The 21,535-nt window shown below is 50.9% G+C and carries 14 protein-coding genes; 11 read left to right on the top strand and 3 right to left on the bottom strand.

All coding sequences use genetic code 11. From position 1 onward, the window contains the following. The coding region (locus ACO0LC_RS18920; RefSeq protein WP_423005910.1) for a glycoside hydrolase family 18 protein at positions 1–1,343 on the top strand (1,343 nt) is incomplete at its 5' end. Between the two features lie 78 nt (positions 1,344–1,421). Further along, on the top strand, positions 1,422–2,462 hold the full coding sequence (locus ACO0LC_RS18915) for a cupin-like domain-containing protein (protein WP_423005908.1): 1,041 nt from the start codon (positions 1,422–1,424) through the stop codon (positions 2,460–2,462). Positions 2,463–2,585: 123 nt separating this feature from the next. On the opposite strand, the gene ACO0LC_RS18910 is transcribed toward ACO0LC_RS18915, so the two are convergent. Next, positions 2,586–4,334, bottom strand: a complete 1,749-nt coding sequence (locus ACO0LC_RS18910; RefSeq protein ID WP_423005906.1) for a chitinase — start codon at positions 4,332–4,334, stop codon at positions 2,586–2,588. Positions 4,335–4,803: 469 nt separating this feature from the next. Between ACO0LC_RS18910 and ACO0LC_RS18905 the strand changes: the two genes are divergently transcribed. After that, the gene (locus ACO0LC_RS18905; RefSeq protein WP_423005904.1) at positions 4,804–6,849 is read left to right on the top strand and encodes a hypothetical protein; all 2,046 of its coding nucleotides are present in this window, start codon (positions 4,804–4,806) and stop codon (positions 6,847–6,849) included. A gap of 223 nt (positions 6,850–7,072) precedes the next feature. Here the strand turns inward: ACO0LC_RS18905 and ACO0LC_RS18900 are convergent, their stop codons facing one another. Continuing rightward, positions 7,073–9,691 carry a choice-of-anchor Q domain-containing protein gene (locus ACO0LC_RS18900; protein WP_423005902.1) on the bottom strand — a complete coding sequence of 873 codons (2,619 nt, stop codon included), beginning with the start codon at positions 9,689–9,691 and terminating at the stop codon, positions 7,073–7,075. 644 nt (positions 9,692–10,335) lie between these two features. Between ACO0LC_RS18900 and ACO0LC_RS18895 the strand changes: the two genes are divergently transcribed. Both ACO0LC_RS18895 and ACO0LC_RS18890 read left to right on the top strand, forming a co-directional pair. Then, positions 10,336–11,748 carry a diguanylate cyclase domain-containing protein gene (locus ACO0LC_RS18895; protein ID WP_423005900.1) on the top strand — a complete coding sequence of 471 codons (1,413 nt, stop codon included), beginning with the start codon at positions 10,336–10,338 and terminating at the stop codon, positions 11,746–11,748. A gap of 36 nt (positions 11,749–11,784) precedes the next feature. After that, entirely contained in the window at positions 11,785–11,916 is a 132-nt protein-coding gene (locus ACO0LC_RS18890; RefSeq protein ID WP_423005898.1) for a hypothetical protein, read from the top strand. Positions 11,917–12,567: 651 nt separating this feature from the next. On the opposite strand, the gene ACO0LC_RS18885 is transcribed toward ACO0LC_RS18890, so the two are convergent. Continuing rightward, positions 12,568–14,748: a TonB-dependent receptor plug domain-containing protein gene (locus ACO0LC_RS18885; protein WP_423005896.1), complete on the bottom strand. Its 2,181-nt coding sequence runs from the start codon at positions 14,746–14,748 to the stop codon at positions 12,568–12,570. A gap of 563 nt (positions 14,749–15,311) precedes the next feature. Between ACO0LC_RS18885 and recA the strand changes: the two genes are divergently transcribed. From recA to ACO0LC_RS18855, 6 genes are all read left to right on the top strand, one after another. Further along, positions 15,312–16,355 carry a recombinase RecA gene (gene recA / locus ACO0LC_RS18880; protein ID WP_422952273.1) on the top strand — a complete coding sequence of 348 codons (1,044 nt, stop codon included), beginning with the start codon at positions 15,312–15,314 and terminating at the stop codon, positions 16,353–16,355. A 101-nt stretch (positions 16,356–16,456) separates the two neighbouring features. Further along, positions 16,457–16,915 carry a recombination regulator RecX gene (recX, locus tag ACO0LC_RS18875; RefSeq protein WP_423005894.1) on the top strand — a complete coding sequence of 153 codons (459 nt, stop codon included), beginning with the start codon at positions 16,457–16,459 and terminating at the stop codon, positions 16,913–16,915. Between the two features lie 763 nt (positions 16,916–17,678). Further along, positions 17,679–18,263, top strand: a complete 585-nt coding sequence (locus ACO0LC_RS18870) for a DUF2889 domain-containing protein (protein ID WP_423005892.1) — start codon at positions 17,679–17,681, stop codon at positions 18,261–18,263. A 31-nt stretch (positions 18,264–18,294) separates the two neighbouring features. Next, positions 18,295–19,479, top strand: coding sequence for an ADP-forming succinate--CoA ligase subunit beta (sucC, locus tag ACO0LC_RS18865; protein ID WP_268978095.1), 1,185 nt, complete (start codon positions 18,295–18,297; stop codon positions 19,477–19,479). Between the two features lie 18 nt (positions 19,480–19,497). Then, positions 19,498–20,379 (top strand): succinate--CoA ligase subunit alpha, encoded by an 882-nt coding sequence (sucD, locus tag ACO0LC_RS18860; RefSeq protein WP_186947208.1) that lies wholly within the window; start codon positions 19,498–19,500, stop codon positions 20,377–20,379. 341 nt (positions 20,380–20,720) lie between these two features. Beyond that, positions 20,721–21,527: a Stp1/IreP family PP2C-type Ser/Thr phosphatase gene (locus ACO0LC_RS18855; RefSeq protein WP_423005890.1), complete on the top strand. Its 807-nt coding sequence runs from the start codon at positions 20,721–20,723 to the stop codon at positions 21,525–21,527. The last annotated feature ends 8 nt before the right edge of the window (positions 21,528–21,535 follow it).

Raw genomic sequence — 21,535 nt, 5'->3', positions numbered from 1 at the left:
CAACGCCAACGCCAACACCAACACCAACACCGACGCCGACGCCAGTCGGCGGGCGCGAAGTTGGTTCCTACTTTGCGCAATGGGGCGTGTATGGCCGCGCCTATGAAGTGGCAGATATCCACACCACGCAGACGCCAGTGAATGGCGTGCAGACCAGCGTAGCTGATCAACTGACCTTCATTAACTATGCCTTTGGCAATGTGTATGCAAAAAATGGTGGCTATGAGTGCGATATGGTCACCAGGACAGAGACGGGTAATAACAACCCGCCGCCTGCCGATGCCGGTACTGGCGGTGATGCCTTTGCCGATTATCAGCGCCAGCCTGCACGCACCGTCGATGGCAAAACCATACCCTGGGATGCTAATCTCACCGGTAATTTTGCACAACTAAAACTACTCAAGGCGGCACATCCAAACCTGAAAGTATTCATTTCAATCGGTGGCTGGACGTGGTCAAGATACTTCTCGGCAGCAGCGAAGACGGATGCCTTGCGCAAGCAATTGGCGAAGTCTTGCGTCAAGCAATTTATCGCAGGTGATTTACCTGTGCAGGATGGACGCGGTGGTCCTGGTGCGGCAAAAGGCGTGTTTGACGGCATCGACATCGACTGGGAATATCCAGGTGGTGGCGGGCAGCCATACAACACGGTGGATGCTGCCAATGACAAGCATAACTTCACTTTGTTGATGGCAGAATTCCGTGCACAACTCGATGCGCAAGGGGCTCTCGACAACAAGCGTTATGCGCTGACTGCAGCGATAGGTGCGGGCACTGAAAAGATCGCCCAGACCGAACCTGCCTTGTATAGCCAGTACATGGATTGGGTGAATGTCATGACCTATGACTTCCATGGCGGTTGGGAGAATACCACCAACTTCCATTCACCGCTGTACCATGACCCTGCAGACCCATCTACGGGTGTGCTTGCCAAGTACAATAGCGATGACGCTATCCAGACACTGGTCACAGCCGGTATGCCACGCAATAAAATCTTGCTGGGTATCCCGTTCTACGGGCGCGGCTGGAAAACTGTCAGTGCCGGGCCAAATGGCAATGGCCTGTACCAGGCAACAGGTGGGCCAGCAGCGGCCACCTATGAAGCAGGGATAGAAGACTACAAGGTCTTGAAAAACAAGACCGGTACGCGCACCCTGCACCCAGTGACCAAGCAGTTGATGCTGTTGACTAATAATGGCGAATGGTGGAGTTATGATGATCCGGCTGTCATCGCCATTAAAATGAAGTATGTGCGTGACCAGAACCTGCGTGGCGCATTTACCTGGGAACTGGATGGTGATGCTGGCGGTGCCCTGGGTAGTGAAGTCTGGAAAGGGCGTTAATCCTGGCTTGAAGTAAATGGCTGCGGATGTGATGATGTATAAAATCACATCCGCAGTTTTTTAGTGAGAGGAAAGCAAATGAATGCACAACTTGGTTTGCATGCAGCAGCAAGTCAAACAGCTCAGTCCATGAGCGATGACTGGCGTCGCTGGATCGCAGAAAATCTGCTACTCGGCGCGCATCCGGCCACTCTGGAAAATGTCTTGCAACAAAATTCCTTCAGTCTGCATACAGCCAGGTTGGAAATCAGTGCGGCTTTGTCCAGCCCTTATTTTCAAGGCGTGCAAAGACTCAAGAACCGCCTGGACAAGCGTGACTGGGTGTTGGCCATTACTGCCAAACTCGACCAGATAGAGCCGCTTGCACTGGAGCGTAAACAACAGTTAACGGGTGAACAGTTTTTGCATGACTATTACCAGCAAAATCGACCCGTCATCATTACCGGCATGCTGGACGATTGCCCGGCGCGCAGCCGCTGGAATCTGGCCTGGTTGCGTGAGCATTTTTCTGAGCGTCAGGTAGAAGTGCAATTTGGCCGCAATAGCGACGCCAATTATGAAATGAACAGCATCGTCCACAAGCGCCAGATGCGCTTTGGTGACTACGTCGATTTGGTGGAAAAAAACGGCCATAGCAATGACATGTATATGACTGCCAATAATGATTCCAGCAACCGTAAAACACTCAATGAACTGTGGGAAGACGTACCCTCATTGCCAGAGTACCTGAAGACAGATCAGGGCAAGCAAGGCTTTTTCTGGTTTGGCCCGGCCGGGACGATTACGCCTTTCCACCATGACCTGACCAATAATTTCATGATGCAGATCATGGGGCGAAAACGCGTCAAACTTATCGCGCCCTGTCACCTCGCCAAGCTGCAAAATGAGCGTCATTGTTTTACGCCGGTGGATGGCCGAAATATTGACCTGACACGCTTCCCCCAGATGCGGGATGTGCCTGTGCTTGAATGCGTGCTGGAGCCTGGTGAGATACTCTTCCTGCCTGTAGGCTGGTGGCATTTCGTGGAATCACTGGATATTTCTGTCACTATCGCTGCGACGAATTTTCGCTGGGATAATGACTTCTTCAGTAATTACCCGGCTAATCACGACTTCTGATCAAGTGTCTCTTACAAGAAAACTGCAGAAAAGAAAACTGCGCTTCCAGCGTATGCCGGAGCGCAGTTTTTTTATAAGCTATCCATACGCCGCCCGTTATCAAACAGGCGGCGCATTTCAACACTAAGGCAAGGTTTTCAAGACAGCCTTGGTCGGTGCCGAGAAATTATAGCCATCATGTTTATCCCAGTTGATAGACCAGGTCATGACTCCCCTGAAGCCAGGGTAGGCTTGTTTGGGGACGATGTTGCCGCAGTTTAGAAGCCTGGTTAAACAGTTCAGCGCATTACTGACATCTGCTGAAGTGGTAAAGCCGGAATTGGCAGAGCTACGGCCAGACGGTACACCAAAAGCAACCTGGTCAGGGCGCAGACCGGCAAAGGTATTGCCAGCATAAGTAAAGCCCTCAATCAGCATTTTTGCTGTGCCCACCAATTGGTCTGCCGACCCCGCCCTGAGTGGCGCAGCCTGGTAAGGTGTATAGATATCGCCATTATTGTAATACTGCGGATGCAGGATAGTCAGCTCATCACGCAGCGCATTGATGATGGGGATGTAGGCACCCCAGATAGAACCGTAGGAGGTAAAGCCACCTTCCACATACACCCATTCCGGTGCCATCGACAGGTAGAAGTTTGCCCCCACTTTGGCTTTCAGTTTCTTGACGGCGACAGGCAGATAAGTCTGGATAGCTGCACCCTGTGCGACGCCGTTTTCAAGGTCAAGATCTATGCCATCAAAACCATATTTGCTCATAATGTCGTACAGGCTGTTGGCGAAGTTGGTCGCTTCTGCATCAGAGCCTACCGAGACTGAACCATTCTGGCCACCCAGTGACAACACCACTTTTTTTCCCTGCGCCTGCTTGGTCTTGATATCCGCAATAAATTGTGCTTCGCTACCGGCACCTGGGTCCAGCGTAAAGCTCACATTGCCACCACCCGCATTGTCACCAAACGAGACGACGATGACATCCCAGTCATTGCTGACTTGCGCGATAGGATAGGTATTACCGCTGGGATTGGTAAAATTATGCCAGTAACCTACCAGCGCATGTTTGGCCAGGCCGGGGACTGGCGTAGGAGTGGGAGTAGGAGTCGGTGTCGGTGTCGGAGTCGGAGTCGGAGTCGGAGTCGGAGTCGGAGTCGGAGTCGGAGTCGGAGTCGGAGTCGGAGTCGGAGTCGGAGTCGGAGTAGGAGTAGGGGTAGGGGTGGGCGTGGGCGTCGGTGTCGGTGTTGGTGTTGGCGTCGGTGTTGGAGTAGGGCAGGCATTGGTAGTGACTGATGTCCATGCGCTGGTCCAGGCCCAGCCTACACCAGGCTCATAAGCCGATGCCCCGGTCGAACACCAGCCCGCGACATCGCAACGATAGTAGCCGCCTGCATTACTGACCACTCTTCCAGCAAGATATTGAGTGCCGGCGACATAGGGAGAACAGTTAGGTGTTGGCGTCGGAGTTGGTGTGGGAGTCGGCGTAGGTGTCGGGGTTGGTGTGGGCGTTGGAGTCGGAGTGGGCGTCGGTGTTGGCGTAGGCGTAGGCGTTGGCGTGGCATCACATGCACCTTTGCCCGTCCAGGGTTTGCCACTGCCAGAGGCTCCGCTATTGGTCGCAGGGTTTTCATTGTGCGTCCACCAGTTCGCGACATAATTATTGCCACCCGCACTGACCAACGCGCCGCCATTGTAGGCCGTTGCCGCATCCCAGGCGACGTAGCAAGCTGTAGAAGCGACAGCAGGCGGGGGTTGTGGTGTGGTATTGGCCGGGCTTGTGCCCGCACTGTCACTGCCACCACCGCATGCCACCAGCAAACCACCACTGGTCGCGCACAGCAGCATGTTTCGAATCAAGTTTCTTAAAGTTGTATTTTTCATTGCCGTCTCCCCATGATTTTGTGAATTCAGAAAATGTGTTTACTCCTAAAAAATGCAGTCCTGAGATGCTCGTTCTTATTGCAAACCAGCCACCCAGAGATTCAGCATGTGTGTCAGCAATGCGGTGGTCAACTGGTTTTACTATTATCTAGCCACTTAGATACCACTTAGTTTTCGGAAATAAAATACTGTCGCAATAAGACTGTAAAGCCAATTTGCTAGCGCTTTTTGATGATGTTTGATCAGACCAGTGTGCCTGTTAGCATCACTGGTATTACGAAGATTTGACAAAAAAGTCTGCTTTGAATTGCGTCATCGCCAGTGTTGATCAGGCAGCCTGATAGATAGCTTGATCGACAGCAGGATAGACAGCATGCCTCAGGAGTGGTTTACTGCCATTGCGAAAGGCGAAAGCATGATAATGTCTGCACCAAACTCCGGGCTACCGGATAACAATGAGTCTACAGAAATGATCATCCAATCTTCAGCTTCCTTCCCCGACTTGTCAGCAGATAACGCAAGGGATCTTGTTCTTGCCATACTGGATAACTATGCGGTCAGCCTCAATGCGCAAAACTATCCAGCCACACTGTATGCAGAATCGCTGCTGTACATGATTTACTGGTTCCATCGCCTGCGTGACCCGGCCCGCAAGAGTGGCATGGAAGATTGCATCGCAAAATATCTGGAGTTAGCCAGTGAGTCGGCTGCCGTGCAAGCCTTGTTGTCGGATAAGCGGCTTCAAGCCCTGGCAAAACAGCGCATAGATCAGGGCGTCATGGTGCGCAAGACGGTTGATGTGCTGGTGATGCGCGACGGGCAAGGTGGCCGTGAATTTCTGACGCTGGACAGGACGATTTTCCCTGAGGGTATCGCTTTGCCAGGTGGCTTGTTGCAGGATGACGATGAACACAATGGTCTGGGCATTCCAGCCAATATTTTTGCGGCACTGCGGGTAACGGGAAGCAAAGTGTTTGGCGCTATTGCGCCGGAATATGGGATTGCAGAAGCAGATGGGCGCAAATATTATTTTGTGCAAGGTGAAGCAAAAAACCAGGCAAAAAACCAAGCCCGCATCTACATGGATAGGACTGTCACGCACGGCTATCGCGACCATCTCAAAGAAATTGCCGTCCCATCTGATCCGCGCCATATCGTCGACACTATTGGGTTTTTAGTAGAAATTGCCGACACAGCAGGCATACAGGGAAGGTGGTTGCCTGAGAGCGTGATGACAACGCCAAACGCAAAAGAAGGCGCATTCGCCTTTGGTCATCACAAGCAGATTGCCGCCGCATTGGTGGCAAAAAATTTCACCCGGACGCAAGGTATCTCTCATCACGAATGGATAAGGGAATGGGTCAGGAATCCGGTCGACTTATACCAAGAATTGCGCACGCGGTTTGAGTCGCATGACAACAGTCTGGATACCTCAGTCATGGAATTGTTGCCAGTGGTGGATTATTTCCGTAGCCAGATGATGCTACCGGCGATGGATGAGAAGTGCCTCAATAATCCTGCACTTTCCTTTATGCGGGACCAGTTGCTGCATAAATTCCATCATGTCACCATACAGAATGGTGCTATGTGCCCGTATGCGCCAACGCTTCGTATTCTGTTTGAGGCAGTTGGCTTTTTTGATGTGGCATGCCGCACAGAGAAAAACCTGAGTACGCATTTTCAAAAGAAATACTGGTATCGTTATGAAGCGCTGATGCACAGGATTCCTGAAGTCATCATCATCCCGACTTTTGATAATATTTCTGCTACTGACCTCATGAAAATACGCGGCACGCCTGTGTATTTTATCGGTGTATCAACCGAGCCTGTGTATGTCGATGAATTTTGGCAATCTCCACTGGAATTTCTCATCCACGACCTGAACCACGCCTGGAAGATGATGGACATGGACGACCGGTTTTTCCAGCATAGACCAGAAACAAGCAGGGATGAACTGATCAGCACATCCAATGCCTTCATCCGAGAGTACTTCCCGACGATCGCCATTCAAAAGACGGATACGGAAGAACAAAAAGAACTGAAGAAGCTCAAGAAGATACTTTTGTTCGAGGTGGGACATGAAGACGCCCGGCCGCTGTTGCCAAACATCGTCAGCGAAGCGCTGCTGGAAGATGAGGGATATGAATTCCCGGATATCGTCGTCCGTTATGATGAGAGTGGCAAACAAGCCTATCTGGAACAGCGCACCATCCCCGGCATCACCGCACTTTCTTATGTCAGGCATAAATTGCAGCATGGTTTTTTTGATCAGACTGATTCCCAAAACATCCAGATCGTCTCGCCAAAATACCGCAGCGTGGAATGGATAGTCAGGGCGACCGAAGAGTTGTTGAACGAAATGCAGGCGACAATTCCACCCGCAGTGCTGGCTGAAGGATTGACAGAATATCTGACACGGCAAGCCTGTTCCAGAGGCCCGGCGATTCTTCATTCACCGCAAAATCTCGACCCCGCGATAGACGAGTATGGCGATGGTACGGTTTTACGGGGATAGCCATTCATCTATCCACTAACATAGACGGCAGTGATGAGCTCGGGCCTTTGCATTCACCTGATTGCATTTAATCAAAACCAATGCAAAACCGCCCTGGCAAGGGCGGTTTTTTAAAAGCGATCATCTGGCCGTGATCATTTTTACGTCAGATTTTCTTGTAAAAATTGTGACGGCAATTTCTGTATATCCCGGTGCTGCCCAGATAACAATAACTACGCAATAACTACTGTCCTTTGACCACGATGAGCACGGTTTCCCAGCCCGGGTAGCCGGCACCGCTACCACCTACCGTGCCGGAAATACCAAAGCTGCCAGTGGCATTAGGGCGCTGTTCATAGATGCGCGAAGTGATGTAGGTGCCTGCCTCGGGGCTCACCAGTTGCCAGGTGCCGTTCGGGCTGAATGGGATGGCATTGCCTATGCCCAGGTCAACCAGTGCAAGCACCAGATCATTGGCTTTGGTGCTGACTTGTGTTTGTGAAGACAGGGCCGTAGATGCAAAGCGTGGGCCTGAACTGGTTTCTGTCGGCACATCCAACAAAGTAAGTGCATCTGCATTCTGGATTTCCACCATATGTATGCTGCCCTGGTTGGGGATGCCAACGGTCAGGGTGTAGACACCGGATGTGGTGGTCTTTGCTGCATACAGATCAGTCCCCATTCCATCGACATAGATACGGCCCAGCGGGGTGAAAGAATTGATATCGGCATGCCCCTGATTGTCGGACAAGGTGCCAGATACACCCAGCGCATTATTGTTCACGCCCACGGTCACCAGTATCCAGTTACCTGCTGACACAGCGCTGGATAATTGATGCTTGCTGGTTCCTGCCGTGATCACCCCCGAGTATTGCTGGCGCACGCTGGGCGAGGTGGATGGGTCAGGGTTGCTCACCAGGTTGGCACTGCAGCTTGCCGTTGTGCCACCATTGCTGCCAGCACAGCTCCAGGCCCAGCCATTACCAGTAAATGACACTAATGAGGCGATGCCTGAGGAACAAAGCTGGCTGCTAGGTGCCGCGCTGAACGACTGCCCGTTAGCTGCGCCGCACATGCCATTCACAGGAGTCGGGCTAGGTATCACCGCGCCGCTCAGCTCGAAAGCACCGATGTCCTTGCTCATGCCTTGCGGGCGCAGGGTATTGTTGATGTCATCATTGACGGCAAAAATACCAGGCTGAGTGGCTGAGTCCACCGCTGGGCTGGTCGGCAGCAAAGTGTAGTTGGCTGCCGCTGCATTCTTGAACTGTGGGTTGCCAGAGATGGCCAGGTTGTCGCCCAGTGTGCCTGGCAATGGCGTGATTTGCCCGTTGCTGAAATACAGGTTCTGTTTGAAGTCGTAGCTGGTGGTGGTTGATGGTGTACTGTAATCAATCAGCCAGGTCGTGCCCGGCTGGGTGTCAGGGCCGAAGGCAAAAATATTATTGTAGAACTTGTTGCGTATGCCTGCACCACTGCCAAAGCCTTCATCCATGATGTAGGCTTTATTTCCAGAAGCGCCGGTCATGGCGTTATATACCGTATTGTAGGCAAACCACATGTTTTGCGTCGTGGCGGTTGAGTTGATGCGTATAGGGTAGAGCTTGGTGCCGGTGATGACATTGTTCCAGCTCTGGGCTTCATACGTGCCCTTGTGGGTACTGCCCTGGTCATTGAAATTGATGCCGTATTTCGCGGCGTTTTCCAGCCAGTTATGATGTATGCGTATGCCGGTAAAACCCTGCCAGATGCCGCCGTGAGGCAGGGTGTAGGAACCTGCACCACCTTCGTTGTCATTGAACTGTATAGCCGAGCCGCCGGTGATATTGTGTATCCAGTTATAGGCAACTTCCCAGTTCTGCGCCGTGGTGTCTGCGTAGATGCCATGGTTTTGCAGCTCAGTTGTGCCAGCAATATCATGGATGTTGTTACCTAAAACCTTGTTGCCGTTACCGTGGCCAGACACACCTGCGGCATTGAGTGTGACAGAGCTGCCTGCAACCCAGGGGCCCAGCTCATTGTTGACGACACGCCATGGGCCCGCGGTGTATTGGAAGTTGACAGGCGCAGCATCACGGCTGGCACCGCCAGCCACATCCATCCTCAAATTGGATACCGAGATGTACTCACCTGTCGTACCCGCGATGGCCGACCAGGGACCGGCGATGCCGCCAGATGCACCGGCTGGCGTCGTATAGTGGACATCTTCTATGGCATTGCCGTTGACAGGTCCAGGATAGGCGGTGACGTGTATCCAGGCCGAGGGGCTGCCGTTCCTGGCATAGATGCCGCTGCCAAAGCGCATCCAGGTTTTATCCTGACCATTGGTGTCATGCCAGGCACCGCCGCGTATGACGACCTGGTCACCCGCCTGCATGGCAAAGTAGGCACCTTTCAAGGTGCTCATGTTTTGCAATGAGCGCCAGGGTTTGGCAATATTATTGGCTACTGCGCTGGTATCCGAGCCAGATAGTGAAACGAAAAGTACCCGGCCAGAACTAGGCGTAAAGCTATTGTCCGTATTCGAGGCTGCGCCGTTAGAGACGACTTTGACAGGCAGTGCGCCGCCCGCAGCTGCACCACCTAGTGAGCCTAGCTGTACAGTGATTTGCTGCAATCCTGTCTTGCTGCTGGATTTTGCGTTTCCCAGGTAGCGATAATTGGCAACTTCCTTGTCGTTGATATACACCCTGGTATTCGTACCCAGGTCATTCGCAGAACCAAAATTTTTACCAAAAATAGAAAGGTAGCCACCCAGGTTGTTTTCTCCACCTGTGGTCGGCGCGCTTAATGTATCGGTATATAAGACTTGCGGCGCAAGGCTGCTGCTGGCTACCGTCGCTTTTACCGGGGCTGGGCTCACTATTGTGTTTGCAGTGTTCGTTGTCTGCGTCTGTGTATTAACCAGAGAGGAGTTGTCCGTGCTCACTGGTGGCGGGCCTGATGTGAGTGCCTGCGGGGAGCTTGAACCTGCGCTATTGTTTGTACCGCCGCATGCACTTAACAAAGTGACCAAGCTGGCTTGCAGCACCCAGGACGTCCATCCAGACTTGCGAATTGTGTACATCACTTGCACCTTTTGAAAGAGGGCTTCCAGGTGGAACAGGCAAGGCCTTGCCATGTTGGAAAATAAAGCAAATGCTGGCAGATTTAGTACTTATTCACAATCTTAATGATTTTTTGTTACCAAAACCTACAATTGGTAACCAATGTTCACTTGTCAATCAGCCCTGCACAACATTGTTTTTATAAGAGCAATTCAGTAATGAAAAGAGCAGTAAAATGCCGGTGCAATATTCGAGATGAAGCAGTTAAGGAAGCAAGTAGTTTCTGTTTTGATAGCACGATAGAAGTCAAGGAAGTGCTTATAGAAGATTTTAAAAATTCCTTGAAGCTCAAGCAGCAATAATTAACAAAAAACTGATGATCCCGCTCTATATTGAAAATGGATGCTCTCAGAAATACCCTAAAATAAATGGAACCTGGAAAACTGCCTGGTATCTGAAGATGAAAAAGAATAAAAGACAACTTGACCGCTTAGAGCGCATCATCGCGACACAATCACTGCTCGCCCAGGCAGATCTGGATCTTGCGGCATTCATGCAGCTTGTTGTAAACACATTGCAAGAATTGACAGAAGCCAAAGGCGCGGTAGTTGAACTGGTCGATGGCGATTATATGGTGTATCGCTCTGCCAGCGGTACAATATCCCAGCATGTTGGCCTGCGTCTGCTGAGAGCGAATAGCTTGTCTGGCTTATGCGTCAGTAGCGCAAGAATCCTGCAATGTGATGATGCAGAAACCGATCCACGTGTCGATGCAAATGCCTGCAAAAAAGTCGGTGTTCGTTCCATGATATGCACGCCGCTTTTTGAAAGAGGCTTGCCAGTTGGTGTTCTGAAAGTCATGTCAGAACAGGCATGCGGATTTGATGAAGAAGACTTGCAAACGCTGGAACTCATGGGAGCAGCCCTGGGGGCCGCGCTCGGCAAGCAAGTCGCTTTTGACGAGATGCTGCGTGTGCAGGCTCAACTACGCACGAGTGAAGAACGTATACGCACCATTTTGGAACATGCCAATGATGCTGTGATATCGATAGACAATCTTGGGGTCGTCACACAATGGAATCGGTCTTCCGAATCCCTGTTCGGCTGGACCAGTCATGAGGCCATGGGGCGCAATATTGCCGACCTGATCGTGCCACCTGTTTTTAGAAATTCCTTCGTCAATATCCTGACGCATCTCGATAATAGTGAAAAAGCAGCAACGACTGCGCGACGGGAATTTCTCGCTGTGGACAGGGAGGGTAAAGAAATTTCCGTCGAGGTCAGCCTGAACGTGAATAATATCGCAGGCCGACTCGAATTCACGGCGTTTTTGCACGATATTTCCGAACGTAAAAAATGGGAAGAGACGCTCAATGAAATGGCCTTGTCAGATGGCTTGACCGGGCTCCCGAACCGCCGGCATTTTATGGAAGTCTTGCATCAGGCGATAGTCCGTCAGCTACGACAAAACAATGGCCTGGCTTTATTGTTTATGGACTTGAACGGCTTCAAAAAAATCAATGACACTAACGGACATGACGCCGGGGATCAGGTACTAAAAGAATTTGCGAAAAGAGTTTCTGGCTGTTTACGCGAGAACGACACCATGGCCCGCCTTGGCGGAGATGAATTTGTGGTGCTTGCCGAGGGGGTGCGGGTATTGGAACATGCCCAGGTTTTAGCCAAAAAAATTGTCACAACGCTGGATGTACCTTTACCCGGTTCTACGATCATGATGTCAACGAGCATCGGTATTAGCCTTTACGATTCCCTGGCGAATGCCGAACAGTTCCTGAAGGAAGCTGACATCGCCATGTACAAGGCAAAACAAGCTGCATCCAGTCGCAGCGCGATTGCGGCATTTGCGGAGTGAAGCGTATTGGTTAATTTATTTTTCCGCTGATTTATATTGAAATTTGGCTCGCTTTGCCTGATCGATTCTGATCAACGTCTGGCAAATTATCCTATCTATCTTGATAAGTCGGGGGCAGGTGTGATCTCTGTGCCTTATCTGGTATTACTGACACTGGCACATTCGTGACCATCTTCTATGACTTGAGATTACCAGACGACTGACTGGGCACCTCTCGCAATACAGTGCGGCACCTGGCGAGTAAATTTCTTCAGGTCAAAGAATTCAGCGCTAAGTGTCAATATCCGTTTAACTCTGAACTTTCATGGGTTTCGTTCAGCCAACTCTGAACTTTTCGACTTCCCCAATTTTATTCAAATCTTTTGGTCGTTTTTACTAAATATGTTGTCTCTTGTTATCTTGTAAAGGACATTAGAATTTATGATTGATACAAAATCGTGCCATGTATTGCATCTGTCAAAGCTATTTTCGTAAAAAAATAGAGATATATATTTCCCAGGGGAGAATTATCAAATGTACCGCATGTTTGTTCTATCCCAATAAACTCCAGCTCAACGTGGCAAGTCGAACAAAATTTTTTTTACCAAAGGTTTAAATTGGTTTGCGTAAGTGGTTGTGATCTGAATGAAGGTGAGGGTGGCTTGTGAATCTCCCGAGAATTCATACTGACCAGTTAGCTACTGCATTTTTTTACTTTTCGGGTAAAAATTGCGTGACCTTCGCCAAAAGTAATACTAAAGCCCCGCATGCTATGGACAGGCCTTGACTTTGATAGACGCGTTCCTATTTGGGCAACTTATCGCATTGCCATCCTGCTCCTTACAGCTTGTGCTCATAGGTAATGCGCCAGCCCGGACGCACTGGGCTGGTCGTCATGCTGTCGTAGTTGCCTTCCGGACCATCGAAGCGCAATTTACTCACATTGTCAGGGCGCAGCAGGTCGCGCGCTGTGATCCGCAACTGGATCTTAGGCGTGAACTTGTATAGCAGGTAGGCTTCGAGATCGCGTCGCGAGGAATTGAAGCGCGAATCGGTCAACGAGGTACGGGACCATGAACCTTCCACATACGAGAAGCTGGCGCCGCCATTCCATTGACCAAGCTTGATGTCAGCGCCAAAGTTGGCCGAGAGGCGCGGCTGGTTATCGAGGCGACTACCTGGGCCTGGCACGCCATCGACGGTAGACCAGTTGCGGCTGATGCTGGCGCGCACGTCAACGTTAGGCGCATCCTTCATCACGGCCTTGAGCGGGAATTTTGCTTCCAGTTCCAGACCCTTGACGTGGGCCTTGCCCTGGTTGTACGGTGCTGAGACATAGCGGTCGCCGACGAGACGCACTTCATTGCGGATTAAACCTTCGATCTCGCGTGACGATACCGCAACCGACAGCAATGCGCCTTCGGACCAGTAGTGCTCGAAGGCAGCATCGATGCCCAGTGCCAGTTCAGGTTTGAGGTTCGGATTGCCGCTAGAGTCAGGTGAGACAGCGGTGTTGAACGAATTGTAGAAATGGCGTGGCACCAGTTGCCACAATCCCGGTGACTTGTAGGTCTTGGTCATCGCGAAACGCAGCTGGTCACCTTTGTGGTCAGGGATCTTGTACAGGGCCTGCATCAGTGGGCTCAACACCGACAGATGCGAGTCCGAATCAATGCCAATGGCCGTTGCATGAGTGCGCACGCCTTCCCATCGTGCGCCGAGGTACAGCGACAAGTTCTTGGTAATGTCCCACTCGTCCTGCGCAAACGCAGCGAGGCGGGTGATAGTCGCGCCGTAGTTATTGTTGAAGTCTAGCTGCACCTGGCCGGGCAACGGCGCGTCATCCTGAACTTCGTTTTCATGATATTTGGCGTAGCCGAAGTCCCAGCCAAACGCGATCGAGTGGCCGCTGAACCAGGGTGCCGTGTATTTACCAGTAGTGCTTATGCCACGGTCCTTACCGCGCGTGGTGTAGTCGCGGTCAAGCACGAGGGCATTGGCCGTGTCGCGACCCCGGCGGCCGACGAAGCGCTCATTGTCCGAACTGGAGATGCCCAGCTTGGCATCGAGCGTGCCACCGTCGATGAACTTGGCCACCCAGTTCATATCGCTGCGCAGGTAGCGGAACATGCCGTCGAAGTTAGCCACCAGCAAAGGATAAGGATAGGCCGGTTCCGTCAAAGTCGTGGTGCGGTCGTCGTTGTTGCCTTTGAAGTAGCCTTGGCTGGCAAAGGTTTGCCAGGTAAAGCTGTCTTCCCCTTTGAGTTGCCAGTTCAAGCGACTATTGAGATTGATGCCCTCGACTTGACTGGTGTTGACTGAGGTCGTGTTGCGCTTTTCGGTCAGTGCACCATTGGCAGCGTGGGCCTCAACGGTGCTGTACGACGGATTGATATTCCGGTTGAAATTCAAGTTGGCATCAAGCGTATAGGACAGCTTGTCCGCGCGGTCCGAGGTTGATAGATTGGTGCTGGCATTGCGCTGACCATGGGCACCACCAACGAGCACCTTCACTTCGCTGCTATCCTTGGCAACTGCCCTTTTGAGCACGATGTTGATGGTACCAGCGATCGCCTGAGTGCTGAATTCGGCAGTGGCAGCGCGCACGATCTCTACCCGCTCCACCATGTCTGGTGCCAGCGTATCGAGCGAGAAGCCAGCCGACGGGCGCTCACCATTGACCAGAACCTGCGTGTAGCCATTGCCAAGACCGCGCATGCGCACACTGGTGCCTTGCACAGTCACGCCGGGCAGGCGCTTCATCGCGTCGAGCACGTTCTGGTCTCCGTATTTGACCAGCTCTTCATTGGTGACGACGATCTTGGTGGCGGTTTCGTTGCGGCGTATCGCATCGACAGCACCGCGGATTTCAACCGACGGCGTCGCTGGCGCTGCATCTTTTGGCGCGACTGCCGCTGCAGATTCTTTGGCCACCGGCGTGGTATCAGCCTGTGCGGCTGCTTCCTTTTGTGCGTGAATGATGCCGGTGGTGAGCAAGGAAACGAGGAGACGACGAGGCATTAGAAATTTATCTGATGATAAAGTGAATACGATACGCGTTTTGTCTTCTTCCCGGAAAATTATCTGGCGCTACGCCAGTGTTGTCAAGAATGGTGTTTTTATGCCAGAAGCGCGGGAAGCAGCTTTGCGGAATCCAAATTAGCATTTGTAATGTGTTTAATTCTCCACTAATTCTGCCAACGAATTAATCGTAGAATTTGTCGAAGGAGTATTTTTCCGGTTTAAATGCACGCTGCACATACCAATGCTTTGGGGGCCGATATAATCAGCCAGCAGCGTGTCTCCAACAAACAAGATCTTGGATGGCGCAATATTTAACGCATCATTATCCGCAAGAGTTCAGAGTTAAATGAACAAAGTTCAGACTTAAATGAATTTCGATAAATTTTGTTAAACGAATAATAATTAGATGATTGCCAACACTTCGCTGTAAAATCCTCTGTTCAACAATCTATGCAAAAAGTCGCTTGCATAAATCACTGTTTTTTTATACAGTACTGCAAATCGCAGGAAATTAAGCCTGTATTCCTTTTCCACCCGCCGCTTATTGAATGAAAGAATGTATGGACGATAAGAAACCAGAAAATGCCTCAGAAAAAGCAAAGGCACTTGCAGCAGCGCTGGCACAGATAGAAAAGCAGTTTGGTAAAGGTTCGGTCATGCGCATGGCCGACGGTGAAGTGGTGGAAGAGGTGCAGGTTGTTTCTACTGGCTCTCTGGGGCTGGATATCGCGCTGGGCGTCGGTGGCTTGCCACGTGGCCGCGTGGTTGAGATTTATGGTCCTGAATCTTCTGGTAAAACCACATTGACGCTACAAGCGATTGCTGAAATGCAAAAGCTGGGCGGTACTTGTGCATTTATCGATGCTGAACATGCGCTGGACGTTGGTTACGCTCAAAAACTGGGTGTGAATCTGTCTGATTTGCTGATTTCACAGCCTGATACAGGTGAGCAAGCGCTGGAAATTACCGATGCGCTGGTGCGTTCTGGTAGCGTCGATCTGGTAGTCATTGACTCGGTCGCGGCATTGACGCCACGTGCCGAGATTGAAGGCGACATGGGTGATTCTTTGCCTGGTCTGCAAGCACGTCTGATGTCCCAGGCTTTACGTAAGCTGACGGGCAGTATCAAGCGTACCAATACCCTGGTGATCTTTATTAACCAGATCCGTATGAAAATTGGTGTCATGTTTGGCAGCCCTGAAACCACGACAGGCGGTAATGCGTTGAAGTTTTATGCTTCCGTGCGTCTCGATATCCGCCGCACTGGCTCTATCAAGTCGGGTGATGAAGTGGTGGGTAATGAAACCAAGGTCAAGGTTGTCAAGAACAAGGTGGCGCCACCATTCAAGGAAGCACACTTTGACATCATGTATGGTGAAGGTACTTCACGCGAAGGTGAGATTCTGGATCTGGCGGCGGATGCCAAAATCATAGAAAAAGCTGGTGCCTGGTATAGCTATAACGGTGAGCGTATCGGTCAGGGTAAGGACAATGCACGTACTTATCTGAAAGAGCGTCCTGAGCTGTCATTTGAAATTGAAAACAAAGTGCGCTTGCATCTGGGCGTGCCTTTGTTGATGCCGTCGGCGGCAACGGCTGAATAAGCTGAAGCACTGAGCTGAAGCCTAAGTTGTAGTACTGTCAGCACCATAGTTTTGTATCATGCCGGTTGGTAGCTGCCAACCGGCATTTTTGCTTTTAAAGTATGAAAAAACCTACCATCAGCCTGAAAGCGCGCGCCCTGCGTTATTTATCCATGCGTGAGCATAGCCGCATGGAGCTGGAACGCAAGCTGGCACGCTATGCGGAAGAGGGCGATGATGTAGCTGCCGTACTGGATTTTCTGGAGGCGGCCAAGTATTTGTCTGGCGAGCGCTTTTCTGAATCGCTGGTGAACCGGCGGCAGGCGAGGTTTGGCAATAACCGCATTTTGGCGGAGTTGCAAAGCCATGGACTGGATGCGCAGGATATAGAAAACGTCAAGGAAGAGCTGAAAGAGTCTGAAGTAGAGAGAGCGGTGCAGGTCTTGCACAGGAAGTTCCGGCACGCGCCACAAGATCATCAGGAAAAAATGAAGCAGGCGGCATTTTTGCAGCAGAGGGGGTTTTCCAGCCGGGCGACACAAGCGGCGATGCGAGTGCCGCGGGATGAGGATGTGGAGTAAATATAGAGTAAACGCACACTTCAGCAATGGCGCAGCGCAGACTGGGGCCTAGCGGCGTTGCTTGATTTTGTTTGTTCTTGACTTATTTGTATAAACTCAAGAATCGTGAACAAGATTGCGGCAGATTTGGCTCTAAAGTTGTTAATACGATGGATTCCTGCCTGCGCAGGAATGACGAAGTGGAGGGTACTTTTTCTATTGAGGCTGAGACGTGAGCTTGATAAGCCGCAGGTGCAGGTGAGTCCAGCACCGACCTTCGAAAGCTTGGCCTTTGTCAGTCCGATACTTGGCCTCGAAACTTTGTAAGTGTTTATAAACGCCAGGTGTTGGGTTGACGGAGCGTAGTCTGACGAGGCGCGGTACTAAGCTACGAAGCTGATAAAGCGCAGCCTGGTGAACCCAGTGCTTAGCTGCAAAGCAAAAACTTTGGTCTGAACTTTGAAATAGACATTCATTTTCGATTTGAATGAGCACTGCTTCCAAGTACATATCGATATTGTAAGGAAAGACATTTATCTGATAATCACCCGGTTTTCTTTTGCCAAACCACAAAAAACTTAATTTTCTGCTTAGATTTTTGCATAAGCATACTCAGAAAACTGCTTAAATTGTAGTCATATGATGAGTTCACGGCTGGTCTGTGCTAAACTCTGCTGGTTTTTTTGCAGGGCCGCAGGAGCGGCTGTTATCGTAGAAGCTGCGGTAACGACACGCAATTGTGGCTATTTATTCAGTAATTCCGGTTTAGCCGCCAGCAGGCATGATGCCCTTATCTTCGTCAACCAACAGACGCGCCTTAAAGCACACGCGTACTATCCAGATCGAAGCGTTCGCGCGCGATGACGGATTGTGGGATCTTGACGCCCGTATCACTGACTATAAGCCCCGCGACATCACCCTCGCATCCGGTGTGCGCCCGAATGGCAGCGCACTGCATGACCTTAGCCTGCGTATTACCATCAACCTGCAAATGACGATTGTGGATGTGGAAGCGTCTTCGGATGCCGTACCTTATCCTGGCTATTGCGAAGCCATTACTCCAGATTATAAAAAACTCATCGGTTTGAATTTGATGAGACAGTTCCGCCAGGGCGTCAAAGAACGCATGGCTGGTGTGCAGGGTTGCACCCATCTGACGGAAATGGCGCAAATTCTGCCCACTGCTGCTGTCCAGGCTTTTGCCGGGGATGTGATCGATACCCGCGATGGTGCGACAGATCATGGTCAGCAGGCGCAACAACCTTTTCAACTTGATCGCTGTCACGCTCTTCGCATAGATGGGCCGGCGGTTGTTCAATATTACCCGCGTTGGGCAAAAGTATCGCCTGACGCGAAATCACCCAGCTAGTTTGTTTGTTTAATTATTTATACCTCAGTGTCTGAAGGGAAGTCGTATGAAAATTCATGAGTATCAGGGTAAAGAAATCCTCCGTAAATTCGGAGTGACAGTACCACGCGGTATTCCATGCCTGTCTGTTGACGAAGCTGTCAAAGCGGCTGAAACGCTGGGCGGACCAGTCTGGGTTGTTAAAGCACAGATCCACGCCGGTGGCCGTGGCAAGGGTGGTGGCGTGAAAGTCGCTAAATCCCTGGAACAAGTGCGTGAATACGCTGACGCGATTCTGGGCATGCAACTGGTCACGCATCAGACCAGTGCTGAAGGTCAAAAGGTTCGTCGCCTGCTGATCGAAGAAGGCGCAGATATCAAAAAAGAACTGTATGTCAGTATGGTCACTGACCGTATCAGCCAGCGCGTGGTCTTGATGGCCTCCAGCGAAGGCGGTATGGATATTGAAGAAGTGGCAGAAAAACATCCAGAACTGATCCACAACCTGGCAATCGACCCGACTGCTGGCTTGCAAGATGCTGAAGCTGACGACATCTCCCGTAAAATCGGTGTACCTGAAGGCTCTATCGCTGATGCGCGCGTTCAATTGCAAGGTTTGTACAAAGCCTTCATGGAAACTGACTGCTCCCTGGCTGAGATCAATCCTTTGATCCTGACTGGCTCCGGCAAAGTGATCGCACTGGATGCAAAATTCAACTTCGACGCGAATGCCTTGTTCCGTCAACCAGAAATCGTGGCTTACCGCGATCTGGATGAAGAAGATCCAGCTGAAATCGAAGCCTCCAAATTTGACCTGGCTTACATCTCCCTCGACGGCAATATCGGTTGCCTGGTCAACGGTGCTGGTCTGGCGATGGCAACCATGGACACGATCAAACTGTTCGGCGGCGAACCAGCCAACTTCCTCGACGTAGGTGGTGGCGCGACGGCAGAAAAAGTAACTGAAGCCTTCAAGATCATGTTGAAAAACCCAGGCCTGAAAGCCATCCTGGTCAACATTTTCGGCGGCATCATGCGTTGTGACGTGATCGCTGAAGGCGTGATCACTGCATCCAAGGCAGTTTCCCTGCAAGTACCACTGGTTGTGCGTATGAAGGGTACTAACGAAGACATCGGCAAGAAGATGCTGGCTGACTCTGGCCTGCCTATCATCGCGGCTGACACGATGGAAGAAGCAGCACAGAAGGTTGTTGCAGCTGCTGCAGCTCAAGCTTAATAATCGCAAGGAACAGATATGTCCATCCTGATCAATAAAGACACTAAAGTCATCACCCAAGGTATCACTGGCAAAACTGGCCAGTTCCATACTCGCATGTGCCGCGACTACGCAAACGGTAAAAACTGTTTCGTCGCTGGCGTGAACCCGAAAAAAGCTGGCGAAGATTTCGAAGGCATCCCGATTTTTGCTAACGTATCTGAAGCTAAAGCAGCTACTGGCGCGACAGTTTCTGTTATCTACGTTCCACCAGCAGGCGCAGCCGCTGCCATCTGGGAAGCCGTTGAAGCTGACCTGGACCTGGCAATTTGCATTACTGAAGGCATCCCTGTCCGTGACATGATGATGTTGAAAGACCGCATGGCAAAATCCGGCAGCAAAACAAAATTGCTCGGCCCTAACTGCCCAGGTCTGATTACTCCAGACGAAATCAAGATCGGCATCATGCCAGGCCATATCCACCGTAAAGGTCGTATCGGCGTGGTTTCCCGTTCCGGTACTTTGACTTATGAAGCAGTGGGTCAATTGACTGCACTGGGTCTGGGCCAGTCTTCTGCTGTTGGTATTGGTGGTGATCCTATCAATGGTCTGAAACACATCGACATCATGAAGATGTTCAATGATGATCCAGATACTGATGCGGTCATCATGATCGGTGAAATCGGCGGTCCGGACGAAGCGAATGCTTCTTACTGGGTACGCGACAACATGAAGAAGCCAGTTGTTGGCTTCATCGCCGGTGTGACTGCGCCTCCGGGCAAACGCATGGGCCATGCTGGCGCGCTGATCTCTGGTGGTGCTGATACTGCACAAGCCAAGCTCGACATCATGGAAGAATGCGGCATCAAAGCCACTAAAAACCCGTCAGAAATGGCGCGTTTGTTGAAAGCAATGCTGTAAGTTAAGCGCTTAAAAGCTACTTAGCAAGAAAAAGAGTCGCAAATTTTGCGACTCTTTTTTGTTTATGGCCGGGTTTATGGTGGATATCCGTGCAAATAGATTTCCTTAATGTTAAGCTTCAGCATGATGCACAGTTCACAATTGAATTGTGATTGAATTGTGATTGAATTCATCGTGAACTGCAGGCACTAGCTAAAACGAAGCAAAATAAAAAACAGAATAAAAAGCAGGGCAAGCGGTTAATGAAACTAGCCTATGAATACAGGTTTAAAATTTAGCCAATAAAATCTGCGTAAAATATTATAAATTTATACACTCAGAATAATTCCCAGCGTTTATTGATGCCATACCAGCGTGTTCTAGAATTTGCCGCCCTGTCTGATACGGGCTTAGTCAGGTCGCACAACGAAGATGCCATCATCGTTTGTGCAGACTACGGCTGCGCCATTCTGGCCGATGGCATGGGTGGTTACAATGCCGGTGAAGTCGCCAGCGCCATGACGGCGCAAATCATTGCAGAATATTTATGCAGTAAGATGGATGCCATCTGGTTCCCTTCCATGGGCCCCAGGCCTTTGGCGATGGCGCGCTGGATTACCGAGTCTGTCGAACTGGCCAACCGTAACGTGCTGTACGCAGCGCAAACCAATCCAGAATGCTCAGGCATGGGCACCACAGTGGTGGTGGCATGTTGTTTGCAGGACAAGCTCTTGCTTGCTCATGTGGGTGATTCACGTGCTTATCGCTTTCGTGATGGTATATTAAGCCGTCTGACCCAGGACCATTCGGTGTTGCAGGAGCAAATCAATGCCGGTCTGATATCGGAAGAAGATGCGCGTTTTTCTTCCATCAAGAACCTGATTACCCGGGCTGTCGGTACGCTTGATGAGGTGCATACCGAGTTGCATACTCACCATACCGAAGAAGAAGATTTGTATCTGATGTGCTCGGATGGATTGACCGATATGTTGGAGCATGATGAAATCCAGAGTCTGATCAGGATGTATGGCACTGATCTTGATCGTTGTGCCGAAGCACTGATAGACAGGGCAAAGGACAGGGGGGGGCTGGATAATATTTCTGTCGTCTTGTTTCGTCTGGTTGGTGAAAAAAACCAGTCCTGGTTGCAAAGAACATTTACCCGGTAGTCCGGGGC

The sequence above is a fragment of the Undibacterium sp. JH2W genome, from assembly GCF_049340425.1.
In the GTDB taxonomy this organism is placed as follows: Bacteria; Pseudomonadota; Gammaproteobacteria; order Burkholderiales; family Burkholderiaceae_D; genus Undibacterium.
The sequence above is the reverse complement of the archived record's forward strand: the minus strand, read 5'-3'. Positions and strand labels throughout refer to the sequence as shown.

Excerpts from the sequence above, each read along its gene's own strand:
- ACO0LC_RS18870 (WP_423005892.1), top strand. The coding sequence starts at position 17,679 with ATGCCCTTATCTTCGTCAACCAACAGACGCGCCTTAAAGCACACGCGT.
- ACO0LC_RS18895 (WP_423005900.1), top strand. The coding sequence starts at position 10,336 with ATGAAAAAGAATAAAAGACAACTTGACCGCTTAGAGCGCATCATCGCG.
- ACO0LC_RS18915 (WP_423005908.1), top strand. The coding sequence starts at position 1,422 with ATGAATGCACAACTTGGTTTGCATGCAGCAGCAAGTCAAACAGCTCAG.
- ACO0LC_RS18905 (WP_423005904.1), top strand. The coding sequence starts at position 4,804 with ATGATCATCCAATCTTCAGCTTCCTTCCCCGACTTGTCAGCAGATAAC.
- ACO0LC_RS18885 (WP_423005896.1), bottom strand. The coding sequence starts at position 14,748 with ATGCCTCGTCGTCTCCTCGTTTCCTTGCTCACCACCGGCATCATTCAC.
- recA (WP_422952273.1), top strand. The coding sequence starts at position 15,312 with ATGGACGATAAGAAACCAGAAAATGCCTCAGAAAAAGCAAAGGCACTT.
- recX (WP_423005894.1), top strand. The coding sequence starts at position 16,457 with ATGAAAAAACCTACCATCAGCCTGAAAGCGCGCGCCCTGCGTTATTTA.
- ACO0LC_RS18910 (WP_423005906.1), bottom strand. The coding sequence starts at position 4,334 with ATGAAAAATACAACTTTAAGAAACTTGATTCGAAACATGCTGCTGTGC.
- sucD (WP_186947208.1), top strand. The coding sequence starts at position 19,498 with ATGTCCATCCTGATCAATAAAGACACTAAAGTCATCACCCAAGGTATC.
- ACO0LC_RS18855 (WP_423005890.1), top strand. The coding sequence starts at position 20,721 with ATGCCATACCAGCGTGTTCTAGAATTTGCCGCCCTGTCTGATACGGGC.